Source organism: Paenibacillus sp. NRS-1782 (genome assembly GCF_050467685.1).
GTDB lineage: Bacteria > Bacillota > Bacilli > Paenibacillales > Paenibacillaceae > Paenibacillus > Paenibacillus terrae_A.
The window spans coordinates 94,044-115,870 of the sequence record NZ_JBITPH010000049.1 but is presented as its reverse complement, the minus strand read 5'-3'; the positions used below and the strand labels follow the sequence as shown (position 1 = coordinate 115,870).

At 48.0% G+C, this 21,827-nt stretch carries 14 protein-coding genes and 1 tRNA gene; 14 read left to right on the top strand and 1 reads right to left on the bottom strand.

What is annotated here, in order from left to right; all coding sequences use genetic code 11:
- Position 1: 1 nt before the first annotated feature.
- From ilvN to zapA, 13 genes are all read left to right on the top strand, one after another.
- Positions 2 to 487: an acetolactate synthase small subunit gene (ilvN, locus tag ACIFQM_RS19285; protein WP_430040946.1), complete on the top strand. Its 486-nt coding sequence runs from the start codon at positions 2 to 4 to the stop codon at positions 485 to 487.
- A gap of 164 nt (positions 488 to 651) precedes the next feature.
- A complete protein-coding gene (ilvC, locus tag ACIFQM_RS19280; protein ID WP_014280566.1) occupies positions 652 to 1,644 on the top strand; it encodes a ketol-acid reductoisomerase in 993 nt (330 codons plus the stop codon).
- Positions 1,645 to 1,768: 124 nt separating this feature from the next.
- Entirely contained in the window at positions 1,769 to 3,310 is a 1,542-nt protein-coding gene (locus ACIFQM_RS19275) for a 2-isopropylmalate synthase (protein WP_430040947.1), read from the top strand.
- Positions 3,311 to 3,514: 204 nt separating this feature from the next.
- Positions 3,515 to 4,591 (top strand): 3-isopropylmalate dehydrogenase, encoded by a 1,077-nt coding sequence (gene leuB, locus ACIFQM_RS19270; protein WP_430040948.1) that lies wholly within the window; start codon positions 3,515 to 3,517, stop codon positions 4,589 to 4,591.
- A 301-nt stretch (positions 4,592 to 4,892) separates the two neighbouring features.
- On the top strand, positions 4,893 to 5,432 hold the full coding sequence (locus ACIFQM_RS19265) for a peroxiredoxin (protein ID WP_430040949.1): 540 nt from the start codon (positions 4,893 to 4,895) through the stop codon (positions 5,430 to 5,432).
- A gap of 265 nt (positions 5,433 to 5,697) precedes the next feature.
- Positions 5,698 to 6,114 carry a hypothetical protein gene (locus ACIFQM_RS19260; protein WP_064963921.1) on the top strand — a complete coding sequence of 139 codons (417 nt, stop codon included), beginning with the start codon at positions 5,698 to 5,700 and terminating at the stop codon, positions 6,112 to 6,114.
- Positions 6,115 to 6,456: 342 nt separating this feature from the next.
- A complete protein-coding gene (locus ACIFQM_RS19255; RefSeq protein ID WP_430040950.1) occupies positions 6,457 to 7,560 on the top strand; it encodes an ATP-binding protein in 1,104 nt (367 codons plus the stop codon).
- A gap of 343 nt (positions 7,561 to 7,903) precedes the next feature.
- Positions 7,904 to 10,045 (top strand): putative bifunctional diguanylate cyclase/phosphodiesterase, encoded by a 2,142-nt coding sequence (locus tag ACIFQM_RS19250; protein WP_430045863.1) that lies wholly within the window; start codon positions 7,904 to 7,906, stop codon positions 10,043 to 10,045.
- A gap of 107 nt (positions 10,046 to 10,152) precedes the next feature.
- A tRNA-Gly gene (locus ACIFQM_RS19245) sits at positions 10,153 to 10,223 on the top strand.
- Between the two features lie 511 nt (positions 10,224 to 10,734).
- Entirely contained in the window at positions 10,735 to 12,576 is a 1,842-nt protein-coding gene (gene abc-f / locus ACIFQM_RS19240) for a ribosomal protection-like ABC-F family protein (RefSeq protein ID WP_430065985.1), read from the top strand.
- A 476-nt stretch (positions 12,577 to 13,052) separates the two neighbouring features.
- Positions 13,053 to 14,084 (top strand): phenylalanine--tRNA ligase subunit alpha, encoded by a 1,032-nt coding sequence (gene pheS, locus ACIFQM_RS19235; RefSeq protein ID WP_430040953.1) that lies wholly within the window; start codon positions 13,053 to 13,055, stop codon positions 14,082 to 14,084.
- A gap of 28 nt (positions 14,085 to 14,112) precedes the next feature.
- Complete coding sequence (pheT, locus tag ACIFQM_RS19230) at positions 14,113 to 16,560, top strand: phenylalanine--tRNA ligase subunit beta (RefSeq protein ID WP_430040954.1); 2,448 nt, start codon at positions 14,113 to 14,115, stop codon at positions 16,558 to 16,560.
- A 208-nt stretch (positions 16,561 to 16,768) separates the two neighbouring features.
- Positions 16,769 to 18,793: a cell division protein ZapA gene (zapA, locus tag ACIFQM_RS19225; RefSeq protein WP_430040955.1), complete on the top strand. Its 2,025-nt coding sequence runs from the start codon at positions 16,769 to 16,771 to the stop codon at positions 18,791 to 18,793.
- 151 nt (positions 18,794 to 18,944) lie between these two features.
- Here zapA and ACIFQM_RS19220 read toward each other — a convergent pair whose 3' ends face one another.
- Positions 18,945 to 19,304: a phage holin family protein gene (locus tag ACIFQM_RS19220; RefSeq protein WP_430040956.1), complete on the bottom strand. Its 360-nt coding sequence runs from the start codon at positions 19,302 to 19,304 to the stop codon at positions 18,945 to 18,947.
- Positions 19,305 to 19,456: 152 nt separating this feature from the next.
- Here ACIFQM_RS19220 and ACIFQM_RS19215 point away from each other — a divergent pair, with 152 nt between their 5' ends.
- On the top strand, positions 19,457 to 21,826 hold the full coding sequence (locus ACIFQM_RS19215) for an endonuclease MutS2 (protein WP_430040957.1): 2,370 nt from the start codon (positions 19,457 to 19,459) through the stop codon (positions 21,824 to 21,826).
- Position 21,827: the final 1 nt, after the last annotated feature.

Below are 21,827 nucleotides of genomic sequence, written 5' to 3'. Positions count from 1 at the left end.
AATGACGACTAAAAATACCATTGCTGTACTGGTAAATGATCATCCCGGCGTTTTGCAGCGTGTGTCCGGCCTGTTCGGTCGCCGTGGCTTTAACATTGAGAGCATTACCGTGGGTCAATCGGAGGAAGCGGGATTATCTCGTATGGTCATTGTGACTATAGGAGATAAGAACAATCTGGAGCAGATCGAGAAGCAGCTTTACAAGCTGGTTGATGTCATCAAGGTTATTGATCTTAGCTCCAAGCCGATGGTTGCACGGGAGTTGGCGATGATAAAGGTGAAGGCAGAACCACCTCAGCGGCCAGAAATTATGGGCGTCGTGGAAACGTTCAGAGCAGCCGTAGTTGATGTTGGAACGACGAGCTTGATTGTTCAGGTCATTGGTGATACCGAAAAAATTGATGCCATGATCGAGCTGTTGAAGCCTTACGGTATTCGTGAGCTGACCCGAACCGGGGTTACGGCCATGATACGTGGCAATGCTTAATACGGAGCTTTAACGAATTACCGCTTATAGCGCATTACATCAATAAAGAACCGCCCGCATAAGAGCGGGGACTCGAAGAGATTTTCAAATTTTGGGTAACGAGGCAGAGTCTCTTGGAGTACCCGCTCATTATGAAGGGTCCAATTAAAAGGAGGAAATTAACCATGGCAGTTACAACGTACTACGAAAAAGATGCAGAGCTCAGCGTATTGAAAGGAAAAACAGTTGCCGTTATCGGTTACGGTAGCCAAGGACATGCTCAAGCACAAAACTTGCGTGATAGTGGTCTGAATGTTGTTATCGGTTTGCGTGAAGGCAAATCGGCAGATGTTGCAAGAAACGACGGTTTTGAAGTTCTGAACGTGGCTGATGCAACAAGCCGTGCAGATGTGGTTCAAATTTTGTTGCCAGATGAAACACAAGCTTCCGTATACAAAAATGAAATTGAACCTAACCTGAAAAAAGGTGCAGCGCTTTTATTCTCCCATGGCTTCAACGTTCATTTCGGACAAATCGTTGCTCCTAAAGATAGCGATGTACTGCTGGTTGCTCCAAAATCCCCTGGTCATATGGTACGTCGTACCTATGTAGAAGGCTTTGGCGTACCGGGTCTGATCGCAATCGAGCAGGATGCAACAGGTCAAGCGAAAGAAATCGGTCTTGCTTATGCCAAGGGTATTGGCTGTACACGTGCAGGCGTGATCGAAACCTCCTTCCGTGAAGAAACGGAAACAGATCTGTTTGGTGAGCAAGCGGTATTGTGTGGCGGCGTGAGCGCACTCGTAAAAGCGGGCTTTGAAACGTTGACTGAAGCAGGATATGCTCCTGAGATGGCTTACTTCGAATGCTTGCATGAGCTTAAGCTGATCGTTGACCTGATGTATGAAGGCGGATTGGCAACAATGCGCGATTCCATCAGTAACACAGCGGAATATGGCGACTATGTAACTGGACCACGTATCGTAACAGAAGATACAAAGAAAGCAATGAAGGACGTATTGACTGACATTCAACAAGGTAAATTTGCTCGTGACTTTATCCTTGAAAATCAATCCGGACGTGCATTCCTGACGGCTACTCGCCGTAATGAAGCTAACCATCCGATTGAAGTGGTGGGCGGACAATTGCGCGAAATGATGCACTGGATCAAAAAATAAGATCTTTTTGTACAACGAGTTCGACAATATGATTCATTCATAATGTAATATTACAATGCGGCCCTGCTTATTGCGTGAGCCGCATTGTAATTTAATGCTTCTATCCTGAGGGAGGTGCGTTAGGTTGCGCAAAATATATATATTTGACACAACGTTGAGAGACGGAGAACAGTCACCTGGTGTGAACTTGAATACCCGTGAGAAAGTAGAGATCGCCCATCAGTTGGAAAAACTGGGTATTGACCGTATGGAAGCTGGGTTCCCGGCTGCTTCTCCGGGCGACCTGGCTGCTGTCAATGCAGTTGCCAAGGCTGTCAAAAATTCAACGGTTATTGGTCTTTCACGTGCGAGGGAACAGGATATTGATGCGGTCCGCGAGGCACTTAAGGGAGCTCAGGACCCATGTATCCATATCTTTTTGGCAACCTCTCCGATTCACCGTCAGCATAAGCTGCGGATGGAGAAGGCACAGGTATTAGAAACCGCTCGTTCAGCCATTCGTTACGGGTTAAAATATTTGCCAAAGGTAGAATTTTCTCTGGAGGATGCAGGTCGTACAGAGCTTGATTTTGTGGTGGAAATGGTCACCATGGCTGTACAGGAAGGTGTGTCTGTCGTCAATATTCCGGATACCGTGGGTTACTTGACACCCTATGAATACGGCAACATTTTCAAGCATGTTAAGGAGAATGTGGTTGATGTGGAAAAGGTTCAACTGAGCGCACATTGTCACAACGACCTGGGAATGGCTACGGCCAATACACTGGCTGCGATCCTGAACGGGGCGGATCAGATTGAGGGCACCATTAACGGTATCGGTGAACGCGCCGGAAATACCGCTATTGAGGAAATCGCAATGGCACTGGAGACGAGACAGGAATTTTTCCAGGTCAAAACGTCTCTGCAACTGTCCGAGATTGCACGTACAAGCCGTATGGTCAGTCGCCTAACGGGCATGGTTGTGCCGGGTAACAAGGCGATTGTTGGAGCGAATGCTTTTGCACATGAATCGGGTATTCACCAGGATGGCATGTTGAAGGAAAAAACGACCTACGAAATCATGACGCCAGAAAGTATTGGTCTGAAGGAGAGCAAGCTGGTACTGGGCAAGCATTCCGGTCGCCATGCTTTCCGCGAACGCTTGATCGAGTTGGGCTACGAATTGAGCGAGGAGGAGCTGAACCGCTCTTTCGGACAGTTCAAGGATTTGGCTGATAGGAAGAAAGAAGTATCGGATGATGATATCCTGGCACTACTGGAAGAAAAACTGGCCGATTCACCGGAAGTCTTCAAGCTGGAAACGATTTTCGTAACATATGGCAACGAGGCTACACCTTCCGCCAAGGTACGTTTGGTTACCGACGAAGGTCAGGTTATTGAGACGGAAGCTGAAGGGAACGGCTCGGTGGATGCGATTTACAATGCGATTGACCAAGCCAGCAGTGAGGTAGTCGTTCTTTCGGATTACTCGATCAAGTCTGTTACCCAAGGTAAGGATGCTCTGGGTGAAGTGCATGTCGTGTTGACCCAAAACGATCTGTCTGTACAGGGACGTGGGGTAAGCACTGACATTCTGGAAGCAAGTGCCCGCGCTTATGTGGATGCATTGAATGGCTTGATCGACAAGCGTAAAAACTACAGCAATCGTGTAGATTATAAGTCCTAATGGCTGCGAATCAAGCCATTTGGAGTTTACAGGATCGGGTGTTTCCGGTCCTGTTTTGTTTTGACGTATTACAGATTTTCAGCTTATAGGCTAAGCCTATTAAATTGATAGATTCTATATCTTGGTCAAAGCCCTGCCATATATGTTACAAAGAAGGTATAAATAATACGCCCGTAAGGCTGTAAAATAAGAGGAGTGTACGTGATGGCAGACGTGAAAAAGATTGCGGTAATAGCTGGGGACGGAATCGGACCGGAAGTGGTCGCTGAGGCAGAGAAAATTTTGAAGCGTACGGAGGAAGTGTTTGGCCATTCATTTGAAACGGAGCATGCACTGTTCGGTGGAATTGCAATTGATGAGAAGGGTACACCATTGCCCCAAGAAACGCTGGCTGTCTGCCAATCTGCAGATGCCGTACTGTTGGGAGCCGTAGGTGGTCCCAAGTGGGATAACAATCCGAAGGAGCTTCGCCCTGAAACAGGACTGCTGGGTATACGCAAAGAGCTGGGCCTGTTCTCTAATCTTCGTCCGGCTGTCGTCTTCGACTGTCTCAAGGACGCATCGACACTGAAGCCTGAAGTGCTGGAAGGAACGGATCTGATCGTTGTGCGCGAGCTGACGGGCGGCATTTACTTCGGTGAGAAGTTCAGACGTGAAAGTCCTCAGGGTGAGGAAGCTGTCGATACATGCGCATACAATGTAATGGAAGTGGAGCGCATTGTTCGCCAATCTTTCGAGATTGCCCAAAAGCGTCGCAAAAAGCTCGCATCGGTGGACAAGGCCAACGTGCTGGAAACTTCCCGTTTGTGGCGTGAAGTGGTTAACCGGGTCGCAGTAGACTATCCGGATGTTGAGCTGGAGCATGTGCTGGTTGATAACTGCGCAATGCAATTGCTGCGTCGGCCGTCCAGCTTTGACGTCATCGTGACGGAAAATATGTTTGGCGATATCCTTAGTGATGAAGCGGCTATGCTGACCGGGTCCATCGGTATGCTGTCCTCCGCTTCTCTCGGGGAAGGCAGCTTCGGTCTGTACGAGCCGGTCCACGGCTCGGCACCGGACATTGCGGGTCAAGGACTGGCCAACCCGATTGCAACCATCCTGTCCGTTGCTTTAATGTTCCGTATGACCTTTGCATATGAGAAAGCTGCTGATGCCATTGAAAAGGCGGTCGCTGAGGTACTGGATGCCGGACATCGCACAGCCGATATCGCGGTGGATAAATCCAAGGCCATCTCGACAACCCAAATGGGTGATCTGATTGCAGCGGCTATTCGATAAAAGCTTAGAGGCTTCCTTGAAACAAGGTAGCTGATTATACAGCAAGTGCATGATACAGCAGCTCCTGAGCCATCAGGGGCTGCTGTTATATCCGGAAGTGTACAACCTGGTGAATGTGTATAAATTGTGAATTTTCAAAACCTAGTTTAAAATAATTCTAAAAAAGTAATGGTTACAATATTGACTTTGATTTCTGCGAATGATAACATTTATCAAGTAGGTTGTTTTAATACAATACAGATGATTGAGGAAAACATATTTGGTGTTTTTCTTACATATTTTAAAAGGAGGATTTCATATTATGGCAGAAAGATTGGTAGGAAGACCCGCACCTGATTTTGCATTGGAAACAGTGACTGGGGACGGTCAAGAATTTGGTTCGGTGAAGCTTTCCGATTACCGTGGCAAATGGCTCGTGTTCTTCTTCTATCCACTGGATTTCACTTTTGTGTGCCCAACAGAAATCACAGCATTGAGCGATGCTGCTGACCAATTTAAAGAGCTGGATACTGAAATTCTGGGTATCAGTGTAGACTCCGTACACAGCCACAAAGCATGGATCAACACAGCAAAAGAAAACAACGGATTGGGCAAACTGAACTTCCCGTTGGCTTCTGATATCACGAAAAAAACAGCAAGCGATTATGGCGTCCTGATCGAAGAAGAAGGAATTGCATTGCGCGGTTTGTTCATCATTGATCCTGAAGGCGAATTGAAATATCAAGTGGTTAATCACAACGACGTAGGTCGTAGTGTAGAAGAAACATTGCGTGTACTGCAAGCTTTGCAATCTGGCGGCTTGTGCGCAATGAACTGGAGACCAGGCGACAAGAACCTGTAATACAAACTTCAGAAGAAGTTGAACATTAAACTTGCAAGCCCCCAACAAGCGGTTTTTTACCGACATTGGGGGCTTGCTTGCCTATGTTATGCAGGAAAAGATTTTATAATTGTGTGTGTTTGAAGTGAACAGTACAGGATGAAATAAGAAATAATTGTGGAAATGTTACTGTGTTTTGGAGGAATTTCGACTGGTGAAAGCGAATAAGGTAACATAGAGGATAAACAAGGCGGAACAGGTTTTGTTCAGAGGAGGCTGAGCCCGGATGAGTTATTGCTGTGGAGCAAGCATGGTAGGAACCAAGGGAACGCTGAAGCATTACCGCACCCAAGTTCATAATGTTCCTTTGCTGTTTTGCCCGGTATGTCGTCGCATTGAGGTCCATTATAAAGTCGAGAATGAGTATGAAATTTTGGCGGAGTATGCACATGGAGACGGGGCAAGCGAGATTGATTTTCAGGACTACGTCATGGAAGATGATGATACGATATTTGAGAATTGTGTGAATCGAGAGAGTGAAGATGCGTTTGAAATTGTGAAGCGCCAAATTGACATGTCTCTGGATTTATTGACGGTAGCAAAGCAGATGAACGATGAAAAATGGCAGGGAGAGCTCAAGAGAAGACTGGCTGTTATGAGCCAGAGACGCTCTCGGCTTCAGCACAATAAGAGCGGCAGTTGACATCCTACACACCAAAGAAGCTCTCACACCTAGAGAGCTTTTTTGGTGTGTAGGGCGCTTATTCCTAACTTATTATTTCGTTTTTGGTAATGTTGCGTAGATATTATGACGAAAGAAAACAGGATAAAAATGTGAATTCGACACTTTTTCCGATTGACTGGAATCCTAAGTCTTGTCTATCATAAAATTAGACTTTCAATTGGAAAGAGATGACCGGGATTTTATGAATCTGTTTTCTAACCGTTGAAGGGTAGTCGATAGATGATGTCTTTCTCTTCTTCAAAAAATGTTAAGCGTCCGATACGGCCAGTTTATCATTCCGAAACAAGGGGGAAGCCTGGCATGATCAGTGAATTCCAAGAAGCCTTGCTTGATACCGTGGGAGCTTGTCCTCCCACACAGATCGCCAATAACAAGTATGAAAATGTGCTGGAGAACCTGGATAGTGGTATCATGCTGTTTGACAGTGACGGTGTACTGACCTTTATTAACGTGCAAATGGCCAAACTGCTGGAACTGCCGCGTAGTTCGCTGGCAGGCCGCAACTTGATGCAAATTTTGCATCATCCCGAGTTAAGCCGATTTAAGAAGAAGAAAATTATGCAGATATACAAAGAGACCATCTTTCATAGAAAGCGCTATCATGAGCTGATTGATGAATATGGTCGGCATTGGCTGATTACAGTGACCTACGGGGATCAGATGGATGGCGATTTTTTGTTCAGTGTCAAGGATGTGTCGGATTATAAGCAAATTGAGCAGACGGCGTATCAAAATGACAAGCTCGCGATGTTAGGACGCATTTCCGCCTCAATCGCTCATGAAATCCGTAACCCGCTTACCGCTATTCGGGGTTTTATTCAATTATTGCGGCCGCATCTGGTGGAGCTGGGAAGAGATGAGTATGCTCGTATAATATTGACAGAGATAGATCGCGCGAACGACATTATTTATGAGTTTCTGAATTCGTCCAAGCCTTCAGCTCCGCAAAAAACGGCTGTACCTGTGATGGGTCTGCTGAAAGAGGTTGTGATGCTGACCGAAAGCGAGGCGCTGATGAAGGGTTGTCAAATCGCACTGGATGAAAATAGTACGCTCATGAAGGTGTCGATTGATGTAAAGCAAATTAAGCAGGTCATTCTCAATATGATCAAAAATGCAATGGATGCCATCGAAGGTATCGGAGAGGACCGTAAGGGATGCATTGATATACATACAGTGCTGGAAGGCTCGTATGTCCATATTTGCATTGAAGATAACGGTTTGGGAATGGATCACAATACATTATCACGTTTATTTGACCCATTTTTTACAACGAAAGAAAGCGGTACCGGCTTGGGATTGGCAGTGAGCTATCGGATCATCAAAAATCACGGAGGCTTTATTCATGTAGACAGTACACATGGAAAGGGGACACAGTTTAAAATCACGCTCCCTGTAGTTTAGTGTGCTGGGACTTTCACAAAGGGGTGTAGTAGCTACGGATTCTTTTGTGTTCTTACAGTACTGGAGTATAGGTATCACTCATTTGAAAAAGAACAGATAGAGCGCAGGATCTGAAAAGATGATGCGCTTTTTTTGGTGTTGTAAGCTTATTAATTTGCGTAAATATGAAAATGAAATAATGAATATAAAACTAAAAAATGATTCACCTTTCACAGATTAAATGTTATTATGTACCAGAATCCATATTTATTTTTGATACTATAGACTTAAAAAACGGCTTCCAAAGCTGTCAAACGTCTTAGATGATCGGAATTTCCGATATGCAGGGGGCTGAATAGGCTGAATGATTACACAGCTGGAAGTAAAGAAAACGTTAGGCATCGGCATTGCTGCGCTAGCTCTGTTTGTCTTGGTTCAGTTACTTTATGAAACCTTGAATAAGCTATACTCTTATAATGTTTTTTTCTTGCTATATCCCATTGCTGGATTCGTCTGTGGAGCGATCTGTTTCTCTATTTTTTATCAATCCTGGTCGGTTTTGCTAGAGCAGTTATCCTGGCAGAGACTTCTCATCGCGCCCACATTTCTGGTGGCAGGACTTCTTTACCTTATTCATATCCTCTCGTTTAGTTTTATTAGCCTGACGGATTTTGTTTTGTCTCCGGGTATTTCGCTGTGGCTTCTTTATGTGAACCGTGTCTTTACCTCTATTATGCTTATAGTCATTTGCTCTTCCCCCTTTAAAAAAGCCAAATCAGGATACAGGAAAACCGCTTTATGGACAGGTATAAGTTTTACTTTGCTGATCCTGGGGACCATTCAGATATACGGGCCGCACTTACCCGATCTGGGTGTAAGACATGAGATGGACAACCTGGGGTGGATGTTGAACTGGGTTATCCTGTTTCTGCTTGTATCCTATTTTATTTTGGGTGTACGCAAATATTTGCGGCATCCATCTCCAGAGTTTGGTAATTTTCTTATGCTTCGCGGGATTGGGCTGTGTATCGTGAGCCAGTTGTTTTATTTGTTCTCCCGGCAAATGAGTGATATAAATCAGCTTATGGGACTTGTGATGAATGCTATTGCGTTTTATGATCTGCTAAGCGGCTTGGTTCGGCTCATGGTCCTTGTTCCATACCAGGAAAAGAAGGCGGCAGAATCTGAATTTAATTACATAGCCTATTATGATGATATCACAGGGCTACCGAATCGTCGGCGTCTTTTACAACGTCTGGAGCAATCTCTGAGCAATCCATTAAAACCCGATGAGACGGCAGCTCTTTTAATATTGAACATTGACCGATTCAAAACCATTAACGATTCGTTGGGGCATATGGCAGGGAATTATTTGCTGTATGCGGTGGGAGAACGCTTGGAGCATTTTTGCTGTGAAGGCGAGGATGTTTTCGGTATGGGCAGAGATGAGTTTGCGTTTCTTCTCACAGGCTATCAGGATATAGATGCTATGAAAAATCGTATTGATGATATGGTAAAGCTGTTTGAGCAGCCTTTTGAAATTAATGGTGAGTACTATCATGTGATGGTGAGTATAGGGATAGCTTTATATCCTGTGGATGCCACTCAGGGTGAGAAGCTCATACAGCATGCGGATACCGCTGTCCATAATGCCAAGGAGCAGGGAGTGAATTTTAAGCGGTATACCAGTGTCATGCAGATGCGGGCGCAGGAAAGGCTCCAATTGGAAAATGATTTGCGGCGTGGGCTTGAAAATAAAGAGTTTTCACTGGTGTATCAACCGCGTGTTCACTTGAAGAGCGGTGAACTGACGAGCTTGGAGGCACTGGTGCGTTGGAACCATCCTCATCGTGGAATGGTGATGCCGGGAGATTTTATTCCGGTGGCTGAAGAAAGCGGTCTGATCATGCCTTTGGGGGAATGGGTGCTGCGGGAGGCTTGCCTGCAAAACAAGCGTTGGCAGAAGGCAGGGTACCAGCCCATCCCGATATCAGTGAATTTATCCATGCGCCAATTTCAGCAAAAAAAGCTCGTGGATGTGATCCGGGGCATTTTGACCTGCACGAGACTGGAGCCGTGCTACCTGGAACTGGAGATTACAGAGAGTATGACTTTTGATAAGGATCGGGCCTTTGAGCAACTGAAAAACATAAAGGCCATTGGCGTTGCAATCAGTATCGACGATTTTGGAACAGGCTATAGTTCGTTGCATTATTTGAAAAATCTTCCGATTGACCGACTTAAAATTGACCGTTCCTTTGTCAATGAGGTGCTGGTGGACAGCAAAAATGCGGCTATTGTGTCGACCATTGCCTCCATGGCCCACCATTTGAAGCTAAAGGTTACAGCTGAAGGAGTGGAAAACGAGGGTCAGCTCCAATTTTTACAGGCTCAGGATTGCCATGAGGGGCAAGGCTATTATTTCAGTCGGCCTATTTCGGCGGAATCTTTTGAAAACCTGTTTTTGCGCAAACCTATGAATTGGCTGGTTCAGGATGGTATGTAGTTTACTTGCAATTTACAGGCAGGTAAGCTATACTAAATAACATCCTGATTTTGCTGGTTGACAACAGCTCGTTGATGTCATTCATATGAATTAAGATATTTTAAAGTGCGGGTGTAGTTCAATGGTAGAACTTCAGCCTTCCAAGCTGATAGCGTGGGTTCGATTCCCATCACCCGCTTTGCGTAAAAAAGTAAAAACCCTTGTGACGCAAGGGTTTTTTATTTTTCCCATAGCTCGACGTATGACACAAACCAAGGATTTTGTCACTAAATATGCAGGCTCGTCCAATACAACCCTTGTATTCGGAAAATAATTTTGTCGTGCATTATGATTTGCAAATACGTTCTGATCTGCTATACTGGCTGCAAGCAAGTATTCCGTGAAAAGGAAGGTAACGATACGTCCGATGAAGTAAGACACTGATTTTCCCCATAAACTGCACAGTTACTGGCAGGCGGCTGTATGCTGCAACGGGAGAGGTGTGTCTGAAAATGAGGTTTGGGACGTATACGTTTGCTCCGGAACGGGATTATGCTTTTTTTCGTTTACGGTTCTCTTTCTCATAAACGTATGTTCTAAAACGATTCATAGCAGTCATTCTATATTCTTTGTATGCAAGCCGCAGCCTTCTGCGGCTTTTTTTATTGCATCCGGTGATGAAAACCGGACCGGGAAAGGATGATTACCATATGAAAACCATTTTGCGTATTCGAAATGTCATAAAGGATTGGAACGGGACGTCTTTGTTTGAGAATGTGTCCATGGATGTGACGGAGGGGGAGCGGCTCGCCCTGTTCGGAAGAAATGGAGCAGGCAAAACGACGCTATTGCGCATACTGTTGGGCGACGAGGCGCCGACTTTAGGTAAAGTAGAGCATGAATTGCCGCTGGAGGAGCGGGGCTGGCTGAAGCAGCAGGATACCATTCAATCCGCGCGAACTGCACTAGAGGTGGCACAGCAGGCCAGTCCTGAGCATTGGCGAGTGAAGACGACGCTGAAGCAACTGGAGGCTGAAATTGCCCATAGGGGAGAGGGAACAGAGCGTCAACTGGAGCAATACGGCGAGCTGATGGATGGGTATGAGCGGCTGCAAGGTTTTGCTTGGGAGTCCGAGGTGGAAAAGGCGCTGACCCGGATGGGAATGCCTGCTGAGACGTGGCCTGTTGCCTATGGTGACCTGAGCGGAGGGCAGAAGACCAGAGTACGGTTAGCCGGATTGATGGTCAGACAGCCGAAGCTGCTGGTGCTGGATGAACCGACCAACCATCTGGATGCCGAAGGCTTGCTCTGGCTGGAGCAGTGGCTGTCCACATATCTTGGGACGCTGCTGTTTGTATCGCATGACAGAGCCTTTTTGGATCGAGTAGCTACAGGCATTTGCGAGCTGACGTCAACCGGCATTCGACGCTATAAGGGCGACTATACGGAATATAAGGCGCATAAGGAACGGGAGCTGCGGGAGCAGGAAGCCAGCTACCGGAAGCAGGAGCTGGCACGGCAGGCATTGGAGGAGACGATTCGAAACTACCGGGAATGGTTCCATCAGGCGCACCGGGCAGCTTCCAATGTGGAAATGGGCATTACGCAAAGCTTTTACAAGGCCAAGGCTAATAAAAATATTTCCCGTTATCATGCGAAGGAGAAGGAGCTGGAACGGCTGGAGGCCAATCGGGTTGAGCAGCCGCGTGAAGCTGCGTCTCTGCATATGAAATTAAGTGACAGCGGATTTCAGGCCAAATATTTTCTGCGTGCCGAGCATGTATATTTTAGGTATGACGACCATAATACCATTGTGCAGGATCTCAACCTGAACATTACACGTGGCGATCGTCTGGCTGTTCGGGGTCCGAATGGAATTGGCAAAACAACGCTGCTGCGGCTGTTAACAGGACAGTTGGAGCCGTATAAGGGAAAGATCACAGCGAATCCACAGCTAAAAATTGGATATTTCTCACAGGAGCTGGAGCAGCTTCCAGAGAATCAGACATTGCTGGACAGCTTGCTTGCGCTCCCCACCATGACGCAGACGGAAGCGAGAACGGTGCTGGGATGCTTTCTTTTTGCCAGAGAAGATGTGTTCAAGAGGATCGGGACGCTCAGTATGGGTGAGAAATGCAGAGTGGCCTTTCTACGTTTGTACTTTAGTGGAGCCAACCTGCTGGTGCTGGATGAGCCAACCAATTATTTTGACATTGAAACCCGTGAGATTGTAGAGGAGTCTTTGCGCAGTTACGATGGGGCATTGGTGCTTGTCTCTCATGACCGGGAGCTGGTGCGCCGGACGGCAACCCGTTTGCTTGATATGCAGTCTGGAGGCACCTATGAAATCTACGAAGGAACAGCCGACGAAAAGCAGGAAGAACAGCGGAACCGTCAACGGGAACCAGAGGATCAGGAGCAGCGTGAGGAGCGTCTGCGATTACAGCTGCGCCTTACGGAGCTGATGGGTACGGCTGGGCCGAACGATGAAAATCAGGAACTGCTGTCAGAAATCAGGCGTATTCGTGCCAAACTGGATCAGTGGGATTAAACTGCTGTGTGAAAATGGGTGAAACGTATGCCCGGCTTGCCAAAGCGCGAGGGTTTGCATATAATAATGAACAATAGTTCGAAATTTGAAAATGTCTTGATGGAGAAGAGTAGGCAGTGTCCGATTGAACAGGGAGGAAGCGCCGTAGGATTGAGAGCGTTTCTGCAAAACAGGGCTGTTGAAGTTCGCTCCGGAGCAGTTCCTTGAACCTCCCATGCTATCCGTAGATGGCAAGTGGGCAAGTAGGGGATACCGGTTCACGACCGTTACAACGTGCAGAGCGAGATGATCATGCATAGCATGGATAACACCTGTACTGTCGAAAGGCAGATATTGTCGAAAGGCGAAGCGCGGGGTGTGCTGAGCAGGATTGTCTAACGAGGGTGGTACCACGGTCTTTTCGTCCCTTACCGGGAGAAAGGACCTTTTTTTGTTGTCTGAAAAGCTGGATATGAAGAAAGGGGACTGAACAGGCGATGAGCGAAACCATCCAAATGAAGGAACATTTGCTGGCCTTGAAGGAAGAAGCATTGGAAGTATTGGAGAAGGTGGCAACGCCCAAGGAGCTGGCCGATCTGCGGGTCAAATATTCGGGTAAAAAGGGTGCCCTGACTGAAATTTTGCGCGGTATGGGCAAGCTGAGCGCGGAAGAACGTCCAGTTGTTGGACAAGTAGCCAATGAAGTGCGCGAGGCGATTGAAGAAGTCGTCAATCGTAAACAGGACGAGTTCACCAAAGCAGAAACGAATGAGCGTCTGCAAGCGGAAAAGATCGATGTTACACTGCCTGGACGCACAATGCCGCAAGGTGGATTGCATCCACTCAACAAAGTAATCGAGCAGATCGAGGATATTTTTACAGGTATGGGCTACCGGGTTGCAGAAGGTCCACAGGCTGAGACGGATTATTATAACTTTGAAGCGTTGAACCTGCCTAAAAATCACCCGGCGCGGGATATGCAGGATTCGTTCTATCTAACCGAGGATCTGTTGATGCGTACCCATACGTCACCCGTTCAGATTCGCGCAATGGAGGCGATGAAGGGCGAAACACCTATCAAGGTCATTTGTCCGGGTACGGTTTTCCGACGTGATGACGACGATGCTACGCATTCTTTCCAATTTCACCAAATTGAAGGGATCGTTGTTGGTAAAGGCATTCGCATGAGTGATCTGAAAGGAACCTTGCTGCAATTTGCACGCGAAATGTTCGGGGAATCGACCGAAATCCGTCTGCGTCCAAGCTTCTTTCCGTTTACCGAGCCGAGTGCTGAGGTAGACGTGACTTTTGTAAAGAAAAATGGCGAGCGCGTATGGATCGAAATTTTGGGCTGTGGCATGATGCATCCGAAAGTGCTGGAAATGGGCGGTTTTGATCCCGAGGTATATAGCGGCTTTGCATTCGGTATGGGTGTAGAACGGATTGCCATTTTGAAATACGGAATTGACGATATTCGTCATTTTTATAACAGCGACCTGTCATTCTTGAAGCAGTTTGCGCGTCAATAAACAACTATATCAAGGGAAGTGAACCCATATGAAAGTATCATTCGATTGGCTATCCGAGTATGTGTCGCTGGATCAGGTGAGCGCGGAGGATCTGGCTGAGAAAATCACCCGTTCGGGCATTGAAATTGATGAGGTCGAACATCGGAACAAAGGGATTACAGGCGTCGTGGTCGGTTATGTCAAAAGCAAGGAAAAACACCCTGATGCGGATAAGCTGAATGTGTGTATTGTCGATGCGGGACAAGAGGAAGATCTGCAAATCGTGTGCGGTGCCAAAAATGTGGATGTAGGGCAAAAGGTTCCTGTTGCCGTTGTGGGCGCGAAGCTGCCGGGAGATTTTCAGATTAAAAAGGCCAAGCTGCGCGGTGTCGTATCCATGGGCATGATCTGCTCGGCTAAGGAACTGGGTATGAATGACAAGCTGTTGCCCAAAGAGTTGCAGGAAGGTATTCTGGTGCTGCCCGAGGATGCTGAAATCGGTACGCCGATTACGAAGCTGCTGGCGCTGGATGATCAGGTGCTGGATTTTGATCTGACACCAAACCGTTCGGATTGCTTGAGTATGCACGGAGCGGCTTATGAAGTGAGCGCGATTCTGGGGCGTGACATTTCGCTGGCTGACCCGGCTAAGGATTTGGTGGAAATCAGCGATGCGGCGGCAGATCATCTGTCGGTGAAGGTGGATGCACCTGAACTGTGTACGCACTATGCCGCTCGTTATATCACGGGTGTAAAAGTGGGAGCTTCTCCGCTGTGGATTCAAAACCGCCTAATGGCGGCGGGAGTTCGTCCGATCAACAACATCGTGGATATTACGAACTATGTCATGCTGGAATACGGTCAGCCGTTGCATGCTTTTGATGCGGATAAGCTGGAAAATGGCAACATCGAAGTACGTCTCGCTCGTGCAGGCGAAACATTGGTTACGCTGGACGATCAGGAGCGCAAGCTGGAGCCACATATGCTGCTGATTACAGACGGCGTGAAGCCGATTGCGCTGGCAGGGGTGATGGGCGGAGCCAATTCTGAAGTTACGGATGCGACGGTCAGCATTGCGCTGGAATCCGCGAAGTTTGACGGCGGTACGGTTCGCAAAACGTCCCGTCAGCTTGGACTTCGTTCCGAAGCAAGCCTGCGTTTTGAAAAAGAGGTTGATCCGGGTGCTGTTGTACCTGCAGTGAACCGTGCGGCTGCGCTGATTCAGCGTTATGCAGGAGGCACTGTGCATCAAGGCATCGTGGAAGCTGTTTCTGCGAAGGCCGAAAGCCGGATTATCAAGCTGTCGCTGGATAAAGTGAACCGGTATTTGGGAACAGAGTTGTCGTTGCTTGAGGTAAAAACGATTTTCGGCAAACTTCATTTCGGATGCGGTGACGTGGAGCAAGGTGTGTTGGAAGTGGAAGTGCCTACACGCCGCGGGGATATTACCATCGATGTGGATTTGATTGAAGAGGTAGCCCGTCTGTATGGCTATGACAATATTCCGACGACGCCGATTGAAGGACCCACGACGCCGGGTGCTTTGACGGCATCGCAATCACTGCGTCGTTCTATGCGTAAATTGCTGGCCCATGGCGGCTGGCAAGAGACGATCAGTTACTCGTTTGTGCACCCGGAAAGTGCAGGTTTGTTTAATGCGCTGACAGAGGGAAGCCATCCGGTACGTTTGGCGATGCCTATGAGCGAAGACCGCAGTGTGCTGCGTACGAGCATTATTCCGCAAATGCTGGATACAGCAGTGTATAACATGAACCGGAAGCAGGAAAATCTGGCGATTTTTGAAATAGGCACTGTATTTTATACCGCGGAACAAACGTTGACCCGCCAGCCGCAGGAAATTCAAGTGCTCAGTCTGCTGCTGACAGGCGTACGCCGTGAAAAACAATGGAACATCGGTGCTGAGAAAGTCGATTTTTTTGATATTAAAGGTGCATTGGAAACCGTATTCGGCTATTTCGGATTGGGTGCAAGCATCCGTTATGTGGCTGACCAGCCGCAAAGCTATCATCCGGGACGTTCTGCCTCCGTATGGCTGGATGTGAATGGAACCTCCCAACGAGTCGGCACCATCGGGCAGATCCATCCGGAGCTGCAACAGTCTTATGGGCTGAATGATACGTATGTAGCGGAAATTGCGTTGCAACAGCTGATCGAACACGCCAACAGTCACATTCAGTTCAGAGAGCTGGCCCGCTTCCCGTCCGTGGAGCGCGATATTGCCCTTGTGGTGGATAAGAGCGTCGAGGCAGGCGAATTGCTGCGTGTGATTCATGCGGCAGGCGGAGAGCTATTGCAGGATGCACGGGTGTTTGATGTATTTACAGGCAGCAAGCTTGGTGAAGACAAGAAGAGCGTAGCTATCTCTCTTACCTACCGTCACTGGGAGCATACGTTGACGGATGAAGAGATTAATGCAGTGCATATTCCTGTCGTTACGTCTCTGGAACAAACTTTTGAAGCGGAATTGAGAAAGTAGCAGGAAATGCGGGGAGCCGTATCGAATCTTAGTGACAGAGGTTCGATACGGCTTTTTGGCCTATCATCATTGAAGCTCTCTACTCTGATATTCACCCGCTGCGGGGAAGCCGGACTAATGGGGTTGAACGCTTCACGAAGGGCGGGTTACCCTAGTACCGGACACAACTTAGAATCAACATACAGTAGTATTGAAGGAGGGCTTAATTGTGACTACACCAGATCGTACTCGCGTCACTGTAGAGATCTACGGTACTTCTTATAAACTCGTCGGCAGTAATACCGATTATATGAAGCAGGTTGCCAATTACGTGGATGAACGCATGCATAGCATTTCTCAGGCTCATTCGCGTCTTGATATGCCCCGAATTGCCGTACTGGCTGCGGTTCATATGGCAGAAGAAGCTGTACAAATTCAGGAAATTCAGAGCCATATGAACCGGTTGGCCGGGGAGCGGGCGGAGCTTCGGGGCGAACTGGCTCAACTCCAGACGGCTCTTGGAGAACAGCAACAAAAAAATACGGATATGCAGCAGTCTTTTGCCCAATTGAAGGAAGAGAAGGAAACGGTTCTGAAAAAATGGAAGGAGAACGAATCCGTATCAGCCAGGGAAATTGCCGAATTAAAGGCGAAGCTGGAACAGCAGCGGAAAATAGCGGCAGAACTCGAAAATGGACAAAAGCAGGCTGAACGTCAATTGGAGGAGTCCCGTCAGGAAGCTTCTCGTAAGCTGAAAGAGCAGCAGGAGGCGGCAAATGCCCGTATCCGCCAGATGGAGGAGCAAACCAAGAAGGAGCTGGCCGAATCGGTCAAGCAGGCGGAAGCCAAGCTGTCGGCTGCGGAAAAGACTCATCAGGAGCGTCAGCGTACAGAGCTGGACAAGCTGCGTTCTGCTTTGCAGCAGGAGCATAGCCGGAAGGTCACCGAATGGCAGGGCAAGTGGTCCGGGCTAAACGAGCAGTTGGAGCAGGAGCGTAAACAGGCGGAACTGGCGTTGAATGAAGAAAAGCTCCAACATCAGGAAGCGGAGAAATGGGCCGAGGAAGCTGCACTGGAGCAGGAAATTCGGATCGAGGAGCTTCAAGAGCAATTGGAGCAGGTACAAGCAGGCAGTACAGAGCTGTCTTCCCGTCTGGGAGAGGCGCAAGAGCAGGTTGCAGCATTGAAGCAACAGCAGTCCGAGCTGGAGTCTATACTGGAAACGCAGCGACAGGCTGCGACAGAACGGGAGCAGGCGGATACGCTTGCGCGTGAAGAACTGCAAAGCCGTTACGATGAATTGGTAGCGGAAGCCAAGGCAACGCAGCAGCAAGCGGCCAAGTTGGAGGAAGAACAGCGACGGATGCAGAAGTTGCTGGAGCAGGCGCATGTGTCCTCCCGTAAACTGCAAAGTGAGCTGGCCACACTGGCCGAAAGCGAGAAATCTTGGAAGAAGCTTGCTGAGGAACGCCAGCTCGCAGTAGATGAGCTGGAGCTTTCGATATTGGAAGTACGTGAACGGAAGGATACTGTACAGGAGAAACTACAGCATGCCGTGGCTGAGGCTGAAGTTGTAAACCATAAGTTTGCTGCACAACAGCAACGTCTGTTGCAGTTGGAAGCGAGAATCAAGGAGCTTTCACCTGAGCTGATTCGCGCTCAGAACGAGCTGGAGAAGGCAATCCTGCGTGAGCAAGAGGGGGCAAAGGCTTACAAAACGCTTCAGGAGCAGTATGGAAGCATGAAGAGCCGGGCAGAGCAACTGGGACAGAATATCAAGCAGCTCCAACGTGAGGATAGCGAACGGCGGAAGGAACTGGAGCGCGCCGAAGAGGAATCACTGGAATGGCAGCTTAAATACGAGCAGTTGAAGGCCGAATCGGAACGTTTGGAGGCCGAGGATGCTGCCCGTAAGAAAGAATTTGCCTCATGGGAACGAGAAATAGCCGTTACTGTTGAGCAAAAGGAACAGCTTCAAGAGGAAATTCGTTTGGCGGTTGAAGCTGCCGAGATGGCGAAGGCTGAACAGCAATCTGTAGTTCAGGAACGGATGGTTTTACAATCCGAGCTGGAGGAAGTCGGTCAGAAGTATGAGCTGGCGGCTCATCAGCTTCGTCTTTTGCAGGTTCAACAGGATGTCGATCGGGAAAATACGGAGAAAATATCAACGGAATTACGTCAACTGCAAGAGGAATATACAAAGCTTCAATCCGAGTACAATGAGTGGATTGAATTAATCGAACAGGATCAGTAGATACGGATAATAAATGCAATGCAATCCCCGGCTGCTTATCGCCGGGGATTATTTGTATGCTGTATCCTATTCGGCTCTTGGATGACAAAAGGCTGTCCAGCGGCAGGAGAAATCTGCTGTGGAACAGCCTTGTCGGGAATGTGACCCTGAATTATTTCTCGCTCTTGCGGCCAGCTTCAAACGGTGTAGATACCGGAATGAACAGGTCGATAATCCCGATAACCAATGCAGCGAGCAATGCGCCCAAAAAGGAAACACTGACACTGGTTACGATATATTGAGCCATCCAGATAACCAGAGCGCTCACCAGGAAGCCTACGATACCGCGTCCGAATGGTGAAACGCGTCGGCCAAACATAGCCTCAATGATGTAACCGATCAAGGCAATGACAATGGCAAGGAGCAGCGCGCTCCAAAAGCCGCCTACACTAAAGCCGGGAACGATCCAGCTTACGACCATCAGAACCAAAGCGGCAACGATGAAACGCACAATGTGCCCGAGAATGCTCACGGAATAACCTCCTTTGTTTTTTGAATGTACAGGGTTATACAAAGGTTATTGTATGGCATAAAGGGTTTTCTTATGTGTAAAACGGAGTTGGCAAATAGCGTAAGTGCGCGGCTTTCGTTATAATATAGATATAAGTGAAAGGAGTAGTGAAGTTGGACTCTAAAATTTTCAAAACCCTAGAATATCAAAAAATTTTAAATAAACTAAGTCACTATGCTCAAACGGCGATTGGTCAACAGACAGCCCAGCGGCTACAGCCCAGCGATGATTTGGAACATATCAAGAAATTGTTGAAAGGCACGGATGAGGCCTATGCTGCCGATCGACTTAAAGGAGTACCCTCTTTTAACGGAGTTGTGGATATTACTCCAGCGGTCAAGCGCGCACGTATCGGCGGAACACTGAGTCCGCAAGAGCTGCTTGGCATTCGGACAACAGTTCAGGCTGCACGCCGTGTACAGGTGTACGTGGTAAGTCTGCATGAGGAAAATCCAGTGGAAACACTGCTGTATTGGAGTGAACAGCTTTCAGAACAGAGAGGTCTGGAAAACTCGATTAAAGGCTGTATCGACGAAAATGCAGAGGTGCTGGATTCTGCCAGTACAGAGCTTTCACAGATCCGTAGAGAACTGCGCTCGGGTGAAGTGCGTATTCGGGAAAAGCTGGATTCCATGATTCGTTCCTCCACCGTATCCAAAATGCTTCAGGATCAGTTGATTACGATCCGTGGAGACCGTTTTGTAATTCCGGTTAAAGCCGAGTATCGTTCTTATTTTGGCGGAATTGTGCATGATCAATCCGGGTCTGGGGCAACGCTGTTTATCGAGCCAGAATCCATCGTGGCCATGAACAACAAGCTGCGGGAAACACGGTTGAGAGAAGAACGCGAAATCGAAGTAATTTTACAAAAGCTGACTGCACTTGTCGCAGAACAAGCGGATATGCTGCTATATGATGTAGATGTTTTGGGGACGCTTGATTTTATTTTTGCCAAAGCGCGTCTTGCTCGTGAGATGAAGGCAACCTTGCCATTGATGAATGATCGTGGTTATTTGAAGCTGAAAAAAGGCAGACACCCTCTTATTCCGTTGGAGCAGGTCGTTCCGATTGATGTGGAGCTTGGCAATTCGTATACCTCCATTATTGTAACCGGTCCGAATACAGGGGGGAAAACCGTTACGCTGAAAACCATTGGCTTGCTTAGTCTAATGGCGATGTCTGGACTTTTTGTGCCTGTAGAGGACGAAAGCCAGCTATGCGTATTTGATGCCATCTATGCAGATATTGGTGACGAGCAAAGTATTGAGCAAAACCTGAGTACCTTTTCCAGTCATATGACCAACATTATCAGCATCCTGAAAAATATGACGCCAAAAAGCCTTGTGCTGCTTGATGAGGTAGGTGCAGGAACCGATCCTGCGGAAGGCTCGGCTTTGGCTGTATCCATTCTGGAGCATATGCATGCTTTGGGTTGCCGTATGGTTGCGACGACTCACTACAGTGAATTGAAGGCCTATGCCTATGAGCGCAAAGGAATCATTAATGCGAGCATGGAGTTCGATGTTGCTACATTAAGCCCGACATACCGCCTTCTTGTAGGTGTACCCGGTCGAAGTAACGCTTTTGCCATTGCTGAGCGCTTGGGATTGCCGGGCCGTATTTTGGATTATGCCCGTGGTGAGGTGACGGAAGAAGATCAGCGCGTAGAGCATATGATTGCGTCACTGGAACAGAATCGTCTGACAGCCGAGCAAGAGCGGGAAAAGGCGGAACAATTGCGCGGTGAAATGGAAGAACTGCGCACCCGTCACCAGAATGAACTGGAAAAGCTGGAAGCACAGCGGGAGCGCTTGCTGGAGAAAGCTACGGACGAAGCGAGAAGTCTCGTGGACAAAGCTCGCAGTGAAGCGGAGATAATCATTGCTGATCTGCGTAAGCTGGCTCAGGAAGAAGGAGCTTCCGTTAAGGAGCATAGGCTGATTGCAGCCCGCAGAGAGCTGGATGAAGCGGAACCGAAACAGCGTAAGAAAAGCGCAGTCAAGCGCCCAGCGGCGACACGTACTCGCTCTATCGTAGCGGGTGATGAGGTATCCGTTCACAGCCTGAATAAAAAAGGCCATGTGGTGGAACTGTCTGGCAGCAAGGAAGCCGTGGTGCAGTTGGGCATCATGAAAATGAAGGTCAGTCTGGACGATCTGGAGCTGCTGCAACCCGCCCAAACAACTACACCTAGAGCCCAGAAACCGGTAACCGGCATTAAGCGAACACGGGATGATCATGTGCGAAACGAGCTTGATCTGCGTGGTGCGAACGTAGAGGAAGCACTGATGGAGGTAGATCGCTTCATGGATGAAGCGTTTCTGGCCAATCTGGGGCAGGTACACATTATTCATGGCAAAGGTACAGGGGTTCTTCGGACCGGTATTCAGGAGTACCTTCGCAAGCATAAGCATGTGAAAAGCTACCGTATCGGGAATTACAATGAAGGCGGCACAGGCGTGACGGTTGCTGAATTGGAATGAG

Coding starts and splice junctions, on each gene's coding strand:
- ilvN (WP_430040946.1), top strand. CDS start 2: ATGACGACTAAAAATACCATTGCTGTACTGGTAAATGATCATCCCGGC.
- ilvC (WP_014280566.1), top strand. CDS start 652: ATGGCAGTTACAACGTACTACGAAAAAGATGCAGAGCTCAGCGTATTG.
- leuB (WP_430040948.1), top strand. CDS start 3,515: ATGGCAGACGTGAAAAAGATTGCGGTAATAGCTGGGGACGGAATCGGA.
- ACIFQM_RS19265 (WP_430040949.1), top strand. CDS start 4,893: ATGGCAGAAAGATTGGTAGGAAGACCCGCACCTGATTTTGCATTGGAA.
- ACIFQM_RS19260 (WP_064963921.1), top strand. CDS start 5,698: ATGAGTTATTGCTGTGGAGCAAGCATGGTAGGAACCAAGGGAACGCTG.
- ACIFQM_RS19255 (WP_430040950.1), top strand. CDS start 6,457: ATGATCAGTGAATTCCAAGAAGCCTTGCTTGATACCGTGGGAGCTTGT.
- ACIFQM_RS19250 (WP_430045863.1), top strand. CDS start 7,904: ATGATTACACAGCTGGAAGTAAAGAAAACGTTAGGCATCGGCATTGCT.
- abc-f (WP_430065985.1), top strand. CDS start 10,735: ATGAAAACCATTTTGCGTATTCGAAATGTCATAAAGGATTGGAACGGG.
- pheS (WP_430040953.1), top strand. CDS start 13,053: ATGAGCGAAACCATCCAAATGAAGGAACATTTGCTGGCCTTGAAGGAA.
- pheT (WP_430040954.1), top strand. CDS start 14,113: ATGAAAGTATCATTCGATTGGCTATCCGAGTATGTGTCGCTGGATCAG.